Annotated in this window: 15 protein-coding genes; 8 read left to right on the top strand and 7 right to left on the bottom strand. The window is 72.5% G+C overall.

The genetic code is table 11. The features are described from left to right. The first annotated feature begins 19 nt into the window (after positions 1-19). A complete protein-coding gene (locus IE225_RS17405) occupies positions 20-511 on the top strand; it encodes a hypothetical protein (protein WP_190058453.1) in 492 nt (163 codons plus the stop codon). A gap of 289 nt (positions 512-800) precedes the next feature. On the opposite strand, the gene IE225_RS17400 is transcribed toward IE225_RS17405, so the two are convergent. After that, complete coding sequence (locus tag IE225_RS17400) at positions 801-1,088, bottom strand: hypothetical protein (protein ID WP_190058452.1); 288 nt, start codon at positions 1,086-1,088, stop codon at positions 801-803. Then, positions 1,081-1,941: a mycothiol conjugate amidase Mca gene (mca, locus tag IE225_RS17395; protein ID WP_190058556.1), complete on the bottom strand. Its 861-nt coding sequence runs from the start codon at positions 1,939-1,941 to the stop codon at positions 1,081-1,083. Before mca ends, IE225_RS17400 begins: the two co-directional genes overlap by 8 nt. Before the next feature lie 227 nt (positions 1,942-2,168). On the opposite strand from mca, the gene IE225_RS17390 reads away from it, so the two are divergent. Both IE225_RS17390 and greA read left to right on the top strand, forming a co-directional pair. Then, a complete protein-coding gene (locus IE225_RS17390) occupies positions 2,169-2,564 on the top strand; it encodes a DUF4307 domain-containing protein (RefSeq protein WP_190058451.1) in 396 nt (131 codons plus the stop codon). Between the two features lie 197 nt (positions 2,565-2,761). Continuing rightward, complete coding sequence (gene greA, locus IE225_RS17385; protein WP_190058450.1) at positions 2,762-3,259, top strand: transcription elongation factor GreA; 498 nt, start codon at positions 2,762-2,764, stop codon at positions 3,257-3,259. Positions 3,260-3,313: 54 nt separating this feature from the next. Here greA and IE225_RS17380 read toward each other — a convergent pair whose 3' ends face one another. From IE225_RS17380 to ilvA, 3 genes are all read right to left on the bottom strand, one after another. Then, complete coding sequence (locus IE225_RS17380) at positions 3,314-4,159, bottom strand: ABC transporter permease (protein WP_190058449.1); 846 nt, start codon at positions 4,157-4,159, stop codon at positions 3,314-3,316. Then, on the bottom strand, positions 4,156-5,172 hold the full coding sequence (locus IE225_RS17375) for an ATP-binding cassette domain-containing protein (RefSeq protein WP_190058448.1): 1,017 nt from the start codon (positions 5,170-5,172) through the stop codon (positions 4,156-4,158). The genes IE225_RS17380 and IE225_RS17375 overlap by 4 nt, the downstream gene beginning before the upstream one ends. A gap of 296 nt (positions 5,173-5,468) precedes the next feature. Beyond that, positions 5,469-6,698: a threonine ammonia-lyase gene (gene ilvA / locus IE225_RS17370; RefSeq protein WP_190058447.1), complete on the bottom strand. Its 1,230-nt coding sequence runs from the start codon at positions 6,696-6,698 to the stop codon at positions 5,469-5,471. A gap of 161 nt (positions 6,699-6,859) precedes the next feature. Between ilvA and IE225_RS17365 the strand changes: the two genes are divergently transcribed. The 3 genes from IE225_RS17365 (at position 6,860) to IE225_RS33235 (ending at position 8,524) form a co-directional block, all read left to right on the top strand. Further along, positions 6,860-7,378: a MarR family winged helix-turn-helix transcriptional regulator gene (locus tag IE225_RS17365; protein WP_190058446.1), complete on the top strand. Its 519-nt coding sequence runs from the start codon at positions 6,860-6,862 to the stop codon at positions 7,376-7,378. 385 nt (positions 7,379-7,763) lie between these two features. Further along, positions 7,764-8,279, top strand: a complete 516-nt coding sequence (locus IE225_RS33240; protein ID WP_229879638.1) for a sigma factor-like helix-turn-helix DNA-binding protein — start codon at positions 7,764-7,766, stop codon at positions 8,277-8,279. Beyond that, positions 8,276-8,524 (top strand): hypothetical protein, encoded by a 249-nt coding sequence (locus IE225_RS33235; RefSeq protein WP_229879636.1) that lies wholly within the window; start codon positions 8,276-8,278, stop codon positions 8,522-8,524. The genes IE225_RS33240 and IE225_RS33235 overlap by 4 nt, the downstream gene beginning before the upstream one ends. A 95-nt stretch (positions 8,525-8,619) precedes the next feature. Here IE225_RS33235 and IE225_RS17355 read toward each other — a convergent pair whose 3' ends face one another. After that, on the bottom strand, positions 8,620-9,774 hold the full coding sequence (locus IE225_RS17355; RefSeq protein WP_190058445.1) for a cystathionine gamma-synthase: 1,155 nt from the start codon (positions 9,772-9,774) through the stop codon (positions 8,620-8,622). A gap of 186 nt (positions 9,775-9,960) precedes the next feature. On the opposite strand from IE225_RS17355, the gene IE225_RS17350 reads away from it, so the two are divergent. Together IE225_RS17350 and msrA are read left to right on the top strand one after the other, a co-directional pair. After that, the gene (locus IE225_RS17350; RefSeq protein WP_190058444.1) at positions 9,961-11,079 is read left to right on the top strand and encodes a hypothetical protein; all 1,119 of its coding nucleotides are present in this window, start codon (positions 9,961-9,963) and stop codon (positions 11,077-11,079) included. Between the two features lie 131 nt (positions 11,080-11,210). After that, positions 11,211-11,927, top strand: a complete 717-nt coding sequence (gene msrA / locus IE225_RS17345; protein WP_190058443.1) for a peptide-methionine (S)-S-oxide reductase MsrA — start codon at positions 11,211-11,213, stop codon at positions 11,925-11,927. Between the two features lie 102 nt (positions 11,928-12,029). On the opposite strand, the gene IE225_RS17340 is transcribed toward msrA, so the two are convergent. Beyond that, entirely contained in the window at positions 12,030-12,551 is a 522-nt protein-coding gene (locus IE225_RS17340) for a hypothetical protein (RefSeq protein WP_229879634.1), read from the bottom strand. Between the last annotated feature and the right edge of the window lie 383 nt (positions 12,552-12,934).

The raw sequence follows: 12,934 nt of genomic DNA, 5'->3' as shown, positions 1-12,934 counted from the left end.
CGAGGGGAGGGAGTGTGCCGTGCACGTTGCCGGGCGGTCCGTCGGCCACTTGGGCGGGCGGGTGAGGAAAGGGACGCTGGTCGTGCTGGGGTCGGCCGCGGTGCTGCTGGTGCCGTGGATGGTGGTGCTCGCCCGCACGCTGCCCGCCGACACGCAGGTACGGCACTGGTCGCTGGCCTGGGTCGGTCTCGACGTGCTCCTGACGGCCGGCTGCGCGGCCACCTCCCTGCTCGGTCTCCGGGGCAGTCCGCACGCACGGCTCACGGCGTCCGCGACCGCCGCCGTGGCGGTGCTGGACGCCTGGTTCGACCTGACGACCGCCCCACCGGGCGCCGCCCTGGCCCAGGCCGCGGCGTGCGCGGTGGCGGAAGCGGCGCTCGCCGGGACCTGCGTGTGCCTGGCACTGGGCCGGGTCCCGGCCACGGGGCCGGCTGCCGGATCGGCCGTGGACGACCGCCGTACCCCCAGGCCCCCGACCCACCACAAGGGCACTCGTACACAAGGGAGTTGAGGCGAAGGGGAAGCAGACGCCCCGCCGGGGCGGTGTGCCGGCGGCGGGAGCAGCCGAGCAGGAGCCGCCCCCGGGCACTTCCGCGGCCGGCGCCCCGACGTGCCGTACGCCGGGGCGGAGGGGCGGCAGGCCTCCGGGTTGCGCAACGAGACGGCGGTGGGGAGACGGCGGTCACGGCCGCGTTCTCCGGCTCCGGCGGCTGTGCGGGGAGCCCGAGCGGCGCGCGAGGTGACGGGGGTGGCGGTGCCGGTCGTGCGGGGACCGCCGCCCCCGGGTGCCGCGTGCCGGGTCAGCTCCGCTTCGGGCCGGCGGGCTTGCCGGAGGCGCCCGCCCCACCGGAGGACTCGGCCGTGGAGGAGGTCTTCCGCGGGGTGTCGGCCTCCGGGTCCGGGGCCTCCTCGAAGTCCACCTTGCCCATGTGCTTGTTCATGGACTTCATCAGCCCCCACACCGCGAGGGCCAGCGCCGCGAAGACGAGGAAACCGAGGATGCCGGGGGTGACCTTGTTCTGGTCCACCTCGGCCAGGGTGACGAGGTGGGCCGTTGCCAGGCTCGCGCTTGCGCTCATGTCATGCATTGTCGCGGATGCCCGCGAACAGGTCGTCCTCGGGGATGGAGGTGTCCACGAGGGACTTCGCCAGCTCGTACTCCTCGGTCGGCCAGACCTCCTTCTGGAGCTCCATGGGGACCCGGAACCAGCCGCCGTCGGGGTCGATCTGCGTGGCGTGCGCGATCAGCGCCTTGTCGCGGATCTCGAAGAAGTCGGCACAGGGGATGTGCGTGGTGAGCGTGCGGTCCTTGTGGCCGGACTTCTCCCAGCGCTTGAGCCACTCCCCGTACGGCGACTCCAGGCCGCGCTCCAGCATCGCTTTGTGCAGGGCCTCGGTGCGGGGGCGGTTGAAGCCCTGGTTGTAGTAGAGCTTCAGCGGCTGCCAGGCCGGACCGAACTCCGCCTCCGGGTACTTCTCGGTGTCGGCCGCGCCGTCGAAGGCGACCACCGAGATCTTGTGGGTCATGATGTGGTCGGGGTGCGGGTAGCCGCCGTTCTCGTCGTAGGTGGTGATCACCTGGGGGCGGAAGGAGCGGATCTTCTTCACCAGTTCCCCGGCCGCCTTGTCGACGTCCTCCAGGGCGAAGCAGCCCTCCGGGAGCGGCGGCAGCGGGTCGCCCTCGGGCAGGCCGGAGTCGACGAAGCCGAGCCACTCCTGCTTGACGCCGAGGATCTCGCGGGCCTCGTCCATCTCCTTGCGACGCACCTCGTGGATGTGCTCCTCGATGTACTTGTCGCCCTGCAGCTTGGGGTTGAGGATGGAGCCGCGCTCCCCGCCCGTGCAGGTCACCACCAGCACGTCCACCCCCTCGGACACGTACTTCGCCATGGTGGCCGCGCCCTTGCTCGACTCGTCGTCGGGGTGCGCGTGCACGGCCATCAGTCGCAGTTGGTCAGTCAAGGCTCAATCCTCAAGGTCATCGGCGTCCCCGGTGTCCCGGGGCGCATCCAACAGGGCCCGCCCCGCGGGGACCCCGGTCCCGGGGCGGTGGTCGGGCGACGGGTGGGCGGCTTCTATAGTGACCGAATCGAAGGGCGGATAATTCCGGAGTACGACTTCGGGCGCCCTTTTGGGACACCCGTCCCGCACCTGCCGGGAGGACGATCATGAGCACGGCGAGTACGCGCCTGCCCGAGGGCCGCTACGGCCGCTCCGCACAGCGTTCCGACCGCGGGCTCAAGGTCGCCGCCGCCGTCTTCGGCGCCGTCCTGCTCGCCCTGGTCGGCTACTTCGCCTACCGCTATGTCGGGCAGAGCGGGATCAGCGCCCAGGTGATCACCTTCAAGGCCTCCGACGACGCGGTGAAGGTGCACCTGGAGGTCCGCAAGGACGCCGGCACCCGCGGCTACTGCACCCTGCGCTCGCAGGCCGCGGACGGCAGCGAGGTGGGCCGGGCGGACTTCCGCTTCGACGACCACGCCGCGCGGATCGACAAGGTGGTCACGCTGCGGACGACGGCCCGGGGCACCACGGCGGAGCTGCTGGGCTGCCACACCGGCTGAACCGACGCCCCGGCGGCCGCCACGCACCGGGCTCACCCGGAATACGTAGGCGCTGACCTGCGTTGACGTGGTTCCGAGGCATATGTCCTCCCCCTTGGGCCGCTGAATTGTTAGGCTCGTGGTTTCGCCCATCCGTGGAGGAACATTCTTCTGGGTAGGGCGATGCTTTGTATTCCCAGTACCTACGAGGAGCACCTGTGACCCAGACCAGCGAGAACGTCACCTGGCTGACCCAGGAGGCGTACAACAAGCTCAAGGCTGAGCTTGAGTACCTTACTGGTCCCGCGCGTGCGGAGATCTCCGCCAAGATCGCAGCCGCGCGCGAGGAGGGCGACCTGCGTGAGAACGGCGGGTACCACGCGGCCAAGGAGGAGCAGGGCAAGCAGGAGCTCCGTGTGCGCCAGCTGACCCAGCTCCTCGAGAACGCCAAGGTCGGTGAGCCCCCGGCCACGGACGGCGAGGTCGCGCCCGGCATGGTCGTCACCATCGCCTTCGACGGCGACGAGGACGACACGCTGACCTTCCTGCTCGCCTCCCGCGAGTACGCGAGCGGCGACATCGAGACCTACTCGCCGCAGTCCCCGCTGGGTTCCGGTGTCATCGGCCACAAGGTGGGCGAGACCGCGGAGTACGAGCTGCCCAACGGCAAGAAGGCCTCCGTCAAGATCCTCAAGGCCGAGCCGTACCAGGGGTGATCCCCCGCGGACCTTTGACGAGCCCCCGGCGCCCGGTCGGCGCCGGGGGTTTCGTCATGCGGTCGCCGAGCGGTACTTGCGGACGGCGAGCGTGCGGAAGATCAGGACTATCAGGATCGAGTAGATCAGCGAGGCCCACACCGGGTGCTGCATGGGCCAGGCCTCGGAGGTGGAGACGCCGGGGTTGCCGAAGAGCTGGCGGCAGGCCTGGACGGTGGCGCTGAAGGGGTTCCACTCGGCGATGTGGCGCAGCCAGGGGGTCATCCGGCTGGAGTCCACGAACGCGTTCGAGATGAACGTGACCGGGAAGAGCCAGACCAGTCCGCCGGAGGTGGCGGCCTCGGGGGTGCGCACGGACAGGCCGATGAGGGCGCCGATCCAGGTGAAGGCGTATCCGCTGAGCAGGAGCAGCCCGAAGGCGGCCAGCACCTCGCCGACGTTGGTGTGGGTGCGCCAGCCGACCAGCAGGGCGACCACGGCCAGGATCACCAGGGTGAGCGCGGTCTGCACGAGGTCGGCCAGGGTGCGCCCGGTCAGCACCGCGCCGCGTGCCATGGGCAGGGAGCGGAAGCGGTCGATGAGCCCCTTGTGCATGTCCTCGGCGATGCCCGCCCCGGCGCCCGCGGTGGCGAAGGTGACGGTCTGCGCGAAGATGCCGGCCATCAGGAACTCGCGGTAGACGGACGGGCTCGTGGTGCCGCCGATGTTCATGGAGCCGCCGAACACGTAGCTGAACAGCACCACGAACATGATCGGCTGGATCAGCCCGAAGATGACGACCTCGGGGATCCTGACCATGCGGATCAGGTTCCGCTTGGCCACGACCAGGGAGTCCCGGACGGAACGGCCGAACGCGCCGGCGGGCGCCGGGGTTCTGAGGGTGTCGGTGGCGGCACTCACTTGGTGGTCTCCTTCCTGCGCCGGCGGTCCTGGGCGGCCCGGCCGGCCTTCTGGCCGTTGTCCTCGTCGGTGGCCTCGGCGACGTGTCCGGTCAGGGACAGGAAGACGTCGTCGAGGGTGGGGCGGCGCAGTCCGATGTCGTCGATCTCGACGCCGCGGGCGTCCAGCTCGCGGATCACCTCGGCGAGGAGCTTCGCGCCGCCGGTGACCGGCACGGTGAGCTTGCGCGTGTGCTCCTCGACCGTGACCTCGCCCTTGCCGAAGCCGCGCAGCACGCCGGAGGCGTCCTGGATGCGGTCGCGCTCGTGCACGACGAGCTCGACGCGCTCGCCGCCGGTGCGGGCCTTGAGCTGGTCGGAGGTGCCCTTGGCGATGACACGGCCGTGGTCGACGACGGCGATCTCGTGGGCGAGGTGGTCGGCCTCCTCCAGGTACTGCGTGGTCAGCAGCAGCGTCGTGCCGTCGGAGACGAGCTGCTTGATGACGTCCCACAGCTGCTGGCGGTTGCGCGGATCGAGCCCGGTGGTCGGCTCGTCCATGAACATCACGGGCGGCGAGACGACGAGCGCCGCCGCCAGGTCGAGCCGGCGGCGCATGCCGCCGGAGTACGTCTTGGCCGGCCGGTCGGCGGCCTCGGTGAGGTGGAACTGCTCCAGCAGTTCGCCGGCGCGCGCCCGGGCCGCCCTCGCGCTCATCTGGTACAGCTGGCCGACCATCTGCAGGTTCTCGCGGCCGGTCAGGTACTCGTCGACGGCCGCGAACTGCCCGGACAGGCCGATGGAGCGGCGGACGGCGTCGGGCTGCCGGAGCACGTCGAGGCCCGCGACGACGGCGGTGCCGCTGTCGGGGCGCAGCAGGGTCGTCAGGCAGCGGACCGTGGTGGTCTTGCCCGCGCCGTTCGGCCCGAGCAGACCCAGCACCGTGCCCTGCGGGACGTCGAGGTCGACGCCGTCCAGAGCCCGTACGTCACCGAAGGTCTTCACCAGACCTTCGGCATAGATGGCGCCTGGCATATGAGTCTCCACGTCGTCGGGGATCGAAAAAGGTCAGGAAAAAAGAAGTCGGCGGATGTGCCGTGCGCAGTGCATGATGAGGGGCACGCACACACCATAACGCGATGTATCGCGTCTCTCAATGGAATTACCCGAACAGGTGACGCAAGGGTCGCAGGGGTCCTGGGAGGCGCCCCGACAGCCGCGGCGGGCGTGTCCGCCGACCACGACCGCGACCGGTCCGCGCCCGTCGGCCGGATCACCACGACGGCCCGGCACCCGCCGGCCGCACGACCGCGGCGGCGGCTCCGGGCGCGTCAGTCGATGACCGTGTAACCGGCCTCGCGCAGCGCCTGCCCGACCTCGGCGCAGTGCGCCGGGCCCTTCGTCTCCAGGTGCAGCTCCACCTCCGCCTCCGTGAGGCCCAGCCGTGGGTCGGTCCGCACGTGGCTCACATCGAGGACGTTAGCGTCGACCACTGACAACACCCCGAGGAGCGTGGCGAGCGCCCCCGGCCGGTCGGTCAGCCGCAGCCGTACGGCCAGGTAGCGGCCCTGCGCGGCCATGCCGTGGCGCAGCAGGCGCTGCAGCAGCAGCGGGTCGACGTTGCCGCCGGACAGCACCGCGACCACCGGGCCCTCGAAGGCCTCCGGCGCGCTCAGCAGCGCGGCGACGGGACTCGCCCCGGCCGGCTCCACCACGAGCTTGGCCCGCTCCAGGCACAGCAGCAGCGCCGCGGCCAGCTCGTCCTCGGTGACCGTGCGCACCTCGTCCACCAGCTCGCCGATGATCCCGAACGGCACGTCGCCGGGCCGGCCGACCAGGATGCCGTCGGCCATCGTCGCCGGGTTGTGCACCGCCACCGGCCGCCCCGCCGCCAGCGACGGCGGGTACGCCGCCGCGCCCTCCGCCTGCACGCCGACGACCCGCACGTCCGGCCGCAGCGACTTGACGGCCACCGCGATGCCGGCCGCGAGCCCGCCGCCGCCGATGCCGACGACGACCGTGCGCACCTGCGGGCACTGCTCCAGGATCTCCAGGCCGACCGAGCCCTGCCCGGCGATGATGTCGGGGTGGTCGAAGGGGTGGATGAACACCGCGCCCGTGGTGGCCGCGTACTCCTTGGCCGCGGCGAGCGTCTCGTCGACCACCTGGCCGTGCAGGCGCACCTCGGCACCGTACTCGCGGGTGGCGCTGATCTTCGGCAGCGGGGCGCCCTTCGGCATGAACACCGTGGCGCGCACGCCCAGCAGCGAGGAGGCCAGCGCCACGCCCTGCGCGTGGTTGCCCGCGCTCGCGGCCACGACACCCGCGGCCCGCTCCTCCGGCAGCAGCCCGGCGATGCGGACGTAGGCGCCGCGCAGCTTGAACGATCCGGTGCGCTGCAGGTTCTCGCACTTGAGGTGCACCGGGGCACCCACCAGCCGGGTGAGGTGCCTGCTGCCCTCCATCGGGGTCATCCGCGCCACACCCGCGAGCATCTTCTGCGCGCCGCGCACGTCGTCGAGGGTGACGATCCGCGAGGAGGAGGCCGTGCTGTGGTTCATGCCCCCAAGTCTCCCAGTTCCCGGCGCGCGGCGACCGGTGTGACCAACCTCCGGAACGGGTTTGCGCAGCGCCGGTACGTCCCGCCCCCGGTCCGCGTACCCTGTCCCCCAACCCAGCAGCCTCCCGAAGTGAGCCCCCGGCCATGCCCACAACACCTGAAATGTCGATGGACATGACGACCGTCGGTGACCCCCGTGTTCTCGACACGCTGCAGCACGAGGTGGCGGTGTTCGCCCGCCGCGCCGAACAGACCCGGCTCGGCGGGGTCGGGCAGGTGCGCAACTCCATGGACCGTGCCGCCTATCTGCTGCTCAACCGCCTCGACACGGAGGGCCCGATGGGCGTCAAGGCGCTCGCCGCGAGCATGGGCATCGACTCCTCGACGGTCACCCGGCAGGTGGCTCCCCTGGTCGACACCGGCCTCGTCAAGCGCACCTCCCATCCGGAGGACGGCCGGGCGGTGGTCCTCCAGCTCTCCCCGCGCGGGCTCTCCCGCCTGGAGGAGGTGCGGTCGTCCCGGCGTCAGCTGATGGCCGAACTGACGCACGACTGGACCCCGGAGGAACGGGAGACGTTCTGCGCCCTCCTCACCCGCTTCAACACCGCGCTCTCCGCCCGCCAGGCCGCCGCCCAGGTCCTCCCGTCCGACGCGTCGGCGGAATCCCCGCAGTCCTCCTGAGGCCCATGAGGCCACCCCCGCGGTCCCTCTGAAGCCCGCAAGCCCACGCGTGCGCTCCTCCTGAAGTCCGCAAGCCCACGCGCGCGGCCAGTCCAGTACGTAGTCCACGTACGCAGTCCACGTACGCAGTCCACGCGCGCCTGCCCGTCACCCGGCGCCCCGGTGCGTCACGCGCGCGGGGCGGACAGAGCGGGGCGGCACGGGAGTGTGCGCGGCTCTTGACCGAAAGCCCACCCCTGGCCTCATATGAGAGCGGGTCCTCGTCGCGTGCGGACGGCACGCGCCCGTCGTGCCGTCCGCACGCGGAGTGGGGTCCCGCGAGTCCCGAAGCCGCCCCGGGAGCTGCCCCGGGCGGCAGGGCGCCCCGGGCGGGAGGGGAGGCGCGGTGCGAGAACGGCATGCGGCCAAAGACGCCCGCCGGGCCCGGGAGTTCGAGGCGTTCGCGACGGGTGCGGCCGGCCGGCTGCTGCACGCCGCCACGCTGCTCACCGCGGAGGACCCGCACGACAACCCGCGTGCGCGGCGCCTGCTCACCCTCGCCCTCGGCCACACCTACGCCACCTGGGACCGGCTGCGCGGCGAGGACCCCTACGACCGCGCCCGCCAGTACCTGGCCGCCCGCTTCGCACGCGAGGCGTGGCACCACGCCCCCTTCCCCCGCCGGGCCCGCCCGCACCCCGCGGGACCGCTGGCGGCCCTGCCGCCGCGGGAACGGCTGGTGCTGGTCCTGCGGCTGTTCGAGGGGGTCGCCGAGGAGCAGACCGCCGCGCTGCTCGGACTGTCGCAGGAACGCGTGCGTGTGCTGTGCGACCGTGCCGCCGCCCGCCTGCTGCACCCGCCGCGCGGCTCCGCGCCCGCGGTGGGCGGCGCGCCGCCCGCCGCGCCGGTGGCCGCGCCGTGAACCGCGCCCGGCGCGAGGCGGCCGTCCGCGCCCTGCTGGAGCACTCGGCGCCCCGGGTGCCGCCGGAGGTGTACGCGGACGCCGTGCGCGTCGGCGGCCGCATGCTGCGCCGCCGGGTGCTCGCCCGGCGGCTGCTGTGGCTGCTGCTGCTCGCCGCGGCCGTGGCGTTCACCGTGTGGGCGGTCGACGTCCACCCCTGGGTGGAGCCGCCGTCACGGACGACGACGCCCCTGACGGGCTGGTGAACCGCCCGGCCCGGAGCAGCCCGCCCGGCTCCTGACCGAGCCGCCCGACTCCTGGTCAGCCTTCCCGGTTCCTGGTCGGGCCAGGCGGCTCCTGGTCAGCCCAGGGCCTGCTGCAGGTCCTCCAGCAGGTCGTCGACGTTCTCGATGCCCACCGACAGCCGCACCAGGTCGCCGGGCACCTCCAGGGCCGAGCCGGCCGCCGAGGCGTGCGTCATCCGGCCCGGGTGCTCGATCAGCGACTCCACGCCGCCGAGGGACTCGCCGAGGGTGAAGACCCTGGCGCGGTTGCAGACCTCGACGGCCGCCTCCTCGCCGCCCTCCACCCGGAAGGAGACCATGCCGCCGAAGGCCCGCATCTGCTTGGCGGCGACCTCGTGCCCCGGGTGGTCCGGCAGCCCGGGGTACAGCACCTGCTTCACGCGCGGGTGCCGGGTGAGCATGTCGGCCACCTTGGCGGCGTTCTCGCTGTGCCGGTCCATGCGCACCGCGAGCGTCTTGGTGCCGCGCAGTACCAGCCAGGAGTCGAAGGGGCCGGCGACCGCGCCCATCGCGTTCTGGTGGTAGGCCAGTTCCTCGCCGAGCTCGGCGTCGTCCACGATCAGCGCGCCGCCGACGACGTCGGAGTGGCCGCCCATGTACTTGGTCAGGGAGTGCACGACGACGTCCGCGCCGAGCGCCAGCGGCTGCTGCAGGTACGGCGTGGCGAAGGTGTTGTCGACCACAAGCCGGACACCGGCGTCCCGGGCGACCTGGGCGACGGCGGCGATGTCGGTGATGCCGAGCAGCGGGTTGGACGGCGTCTCCACCCAGATGACCTTGGTCTTCGGGGTGAGCGCGGCCCGTACCGCCGCCGGGTCGCTGCTGTCGGCCACCGACCACTCCACGCCCCACCGCGACACGACCTTCGCGAAGAGGCGGAACGTGCCGCCGTAGGCGTCGTTGGGGATCACCACGTGGTCGCCGGGAGCGAGCAGCGTACGCAACAGGCAGTCCTCGGCCGCCAGTCCGGACGCGAACGCAAGGCCCCGGCGGCCGCCCTCCAGGGCGGCGAGGTTCTCCTCCAGGGCGGTGCGGGTCGGGTTCGCGCTGCGGCTGTACTCGTAGCCGCCGCGCAGGCCGCCGACGCCGTCCTGCTTGTAGGTGGAGACCTGGTAGATCGGCGGGACGACGGCGCCGGTGAGGGGGTCGGCGGTGTTGCCCGCGTGGATCGCGAGGGTCTCGAAGTGCTGACTGATGTGCCTGTCGCTCATGGGGACCGAGCGTAATGCGCCGGAGCGGTGGGCGGCGGATGCGGGCGGCGGATGCGGGCGGCGGGCGGCGGATGCGGGCGGCGGGCGGCGGGCGGTGAGGCCGCTCGGGACCCCGGCGGCCCGGGTTGTCCACAGGTCGTGGTGACGGGTTGGCCAATTGTCGGCGGCGTCTGGTTCGCTGGAGGCATGGAGATTCTCTGGGTCCTGATGGCGGTGGTTCTGATCGGCTTCGCGCTGCTGCCGTACCTCAGGCGCCGGCGCGGCGTGATCGAGCTGGTTCCGCCCGGGCACCCGGACGCCGCGGACCCCGCGGACTACGGCTTCGTGCGCGAGGAGGACCTGGACGTCCGCCTGCCCGGCCCCGACGAGGACCTGCTGGACGTCCTGGACGTGGTGCAGCGCACGCAGGAGTACAAGGCGGCCGCGCACCTGCTCGCGGGCACGGCGGAGGAGGGCGAGCTGCGCTGGCAGCGGGTGCAGGCGTTCGCGGGCGCCGCCGCGCTGGAGCTGCAGCAGCGGCCCGGCGGGGTGAGCGAGGTGCCCGGCGCGCAGTGGCTGCGGGTGTGGCGGGCCGAGGCACCCAAGGATCCGGGCGGCGCGGCCGTGCACGCCGAGTTCCTGGTGCAGCAGGCGTGGCGGACGTCCACACCGGGCACGGACGAGTTCCGGATCATCATGGAGGAGGCCCGGGACGCCTGCGGGCAGGCGGCGCTGCTGGCCCCCGACGACCCGGTCCCGTACATCGTCGAGCTGGCGGTGGCGCGCGGACTGGCCTATTCCCGGCCGGAGTTCGAGCAGCTGTGGCTGAAGATCCTGGACCGGGCGCCGCACCACATGGGCGCGCACCTGGCCGCGCTGCACTACTGGTGCGAGAAGTGGCACGGCTCGCGCGAGCTGGCGTATTCCTTCGCCGAGGCGGCCGCCGCCCGCGCGCCCCGGGGCTCGCTGCTGGCCGCGCTGCCGCTGTTCGCGGTCTTCGAGCACCTGCCCGAGGTGAACCTGGTCCGCGGCTTCTACCAGAGCGAGGTCGTGACCAGGGCGATCCACGGCGCGCTGCACGCGGTGCACTCGGCCCGCCCCGACGACCCGGTCCTCGCGCACGTCCGCCACCTGCTGATCTTCTTCCTGGTGCGCGCCGAGCGCTGGGCGGAGGCCATGCAGCAGCTCATACATGTCGACGGCCACGTCGGCGCCCTGCCCTGGACCCTCTCCGCGGACCCGGCCGCGGAGTTCGCCGTCCACCGCGCGCTGGCGGTGGCGGGCTACGAGGCGAACGGAGGCAGCCCGGCGACGCTGCACCGCTGAGGCGCACACGCGCCCCCGCGTGCGCGTCCCGGCGGCGCGGCGGCCGGGAGGCCCCGGAACGCCGAGCCGGAATGGCGAGGGCGTCCTGCGCGTTGACCTGAACCGAGGCCCCGACCCAGGTGGGAGACCCGATGTTCCTGTACCGCCGTACTCCCGTGATGCCGACCCCCGAGGAGGCCCTGCCCGGCCGCCCCGAGCCGGCCTTCGCGGTCCCCGAGCGCCACACGGTCCTCGGTACGCCGCTGCTGGGCCCCTACCCCGAGGGCCTGGAGATCGCCGACTTCGGCCTGGGCTGCTTCTGGGGCGCCGAACGCCGCTTCTGGCAGCTCCCGGCGGGCGTGTGGACGACCCTGGTCGGCTACCAGGGCGGCTACACCGAGAACCCCACGTACGAGGAGGTCTGCTCGGGCCTGACCGGCCACGCCGAGGTGGTCCGCGTGGTCCACGACCCGAAGGTCCTGCCGTACGAGAAGCTCCTGCAGACCTTCTGGGAGTCCCACGACCCCACCCAGGGCTACCGCCAGGGCAACGACGTCGGCACCCAGTACCGCTCCGTCATCCTCACCCACTCCCCCGCCCAGGCGGCGGCCGCCGAGTCCTCCCGCGCCGCCTACCAGAAGGTCCTCACCGCGGCCGGACACGGCACGATCACCACGGAGATCATCCCCGCGGCCGACCACCCGTTCTACCCGGCGGAGGCCTACCACCAGCAGTACCTCGACAAGAACCCCGGCGGGTACTGCGGGCTGGGCGGGACGGGGGTCGAGCTGGGTGACCCGTTCGAGACGAACTGGGGTGCCTCGTGCCCGACGGGTGTCGCTCCGGCGCCGGAGCCCACGGACCAGTAGTCCGCCGCAGGAACAGCACGCCGTGGCTCCGATCCGTCCCGGTGGGTGCCACGGCGAGCCCCTCACGGTCCGAGTGGTCCGGCTCTGCGGAGCACTGACCGGTCAGCGAGTCGGTGGGAACCGTGCGGCAACCGACTCGGCCATGCCGCCGCCTCCGGCGCTCACCGCGCCTCGCGGCTTGTGCGCCCTGCTCGGCTCCGCGGAGAACTTCCCGTCGCGCAGCTCGAAGTTCTCCGTGGGGGAGCAGCCGATCGACGGGGTGATCAGCAGACTCACCATGATGGGCGCGGGGTTGGTGCTGGCGGTCGAGAACTCACAGATCGCTCCCCTACCGGTGAGGGGGAACCAGAACCAGCTGTCGGGCTGTCCGACCAGGACCTGGTCCGACAACGACCAGACACCGTCACGCAGGACGAAGACCTTCAGGCGCACCGAGGCGCGCAGCGGGTCGGTCGTGGAGCGCAGCGCGGTCAGGGTGAACTTGAAGTCCTCTCCCAGCACCGAGGAGGCGATCTGCCTCTTCTCGGCGGCCTTCCCTCCCTGGGGGCCTACGGCATCGGCAGCCGGAGGCGCCATCGTGAGGACCGCGGCTGCGGTGGCCAGAACCGTAGCTGTGGATGCCAAGCCCGAACCGTGCCGTGCGAGCCTGCGGACGTCTATCGCCATTGTTCCTCCGACCGTGGTCTGCGAGTAGCGTTATTGCCTCCATCCCACGAGCCGGCGGGGGACGCACAGAGTTAGCCCGTTTGCCACACGCCGCCAGCCGACCGGCCTGCCTCCACTGGCGCGTGACCGCACCTGCTGATCCGGCGGGGCGGCTGGGACAGGCGCCGCAGCGCGCAGGGAGGGGGTCCGGGGCTTCCCCCTGCGGGAAACGCGCATTTCGCGTCCTGCAGACCCGCCGGTTCCACAGCCCTTGAGGGTCCGCGGCTGTGCGATGCGGCAGCGCGTCGTGCAGTCGGTCTCGGCCCGCCCACCCGCTCGCTGGCTGTGAGGTGGCCGCTTCG

Source organism: Streptomyces echinoruber (assembly GCF_014651135.1).
GTDB classification, from domain to species: Bacteria; Actinomycetota; Actinomycetes; order Streptomycetales; family Streptomycetaceae; genus Streptomyces; species Streptomyces echinoruber.
This window is presented reverse-complemented; position numbering and strand designations above follow the sequence as displayed.

What these genes read in the sequence shown, in the direction of transcription:
- IE225_RS17400 (WP_190058452.1), bottom strand. Translation starts at nt 1,088, where the DNA reads ATGCATGACATGAGCGCAAGCGCGAGCCTGGCAACGGCCCACCTCGTC.
- mca (WP_190058556.1), bottom strand. Translation starts at nt 1,941, where the DNA reads ATGGCCGTGCACGCGCACCCCGACGACGAGTCGAGCAAGGGCGCGGCC.
- IE225_RS17390 (WP_190058451.1), top strand. Translation starts at nt 2,169, where the DNA reads ATGAGCACGGCGAGTACGCGCCTGCCCGAGGGCCGCTACGGCCGCTCC.
- IE225_RS17375 (WP_190058448.1), bottom strand. Translation starts at nt 5,172, where the DNA reads ATGCCAGGCGCCATCTATGCCGAAGGTCTGGTGAAGACCTTCGGTGAC.
- ilvA (WP_190058447.1), bottom strand. Translation starts at nt 6,698, where the DNA reads ATGAACCACAGCACGGCCTCCTCCTCGCGGATCGTCACCCTCGACGAC.
- IE225_RS17365 (WP_190058446.1), top strand. Translation starts at nt 6,860, where the DNA reads ATGTCGATGGACATGACGACCGTCGGTGACCCCCGTGTTCTCGACACG.
- IE225_RS17355 (WP_190058445.1), bottom strand. Translation starts at nt 9,774, where the DNA reads ATGAGCGACAGGCACATCAGTCAGCACTTCGAGACCCTCGCGATCCAC.
- IE225_RS17350 (WP_190058444.1), top strand. Translation starts at nt 9,961, where the DNA reads ATGGAGATTCTCTGGGTCCTGATGGCGGTGGTTCTGATCGGCTTCGCG.
- msrA (WP_190058443.1), top strand. Translation starts at nt 11,211, where the DNA reads ATGTTCCTGTACCGCCGTACTCCCGTGATGCCGACCCCCGAGGAGGCC.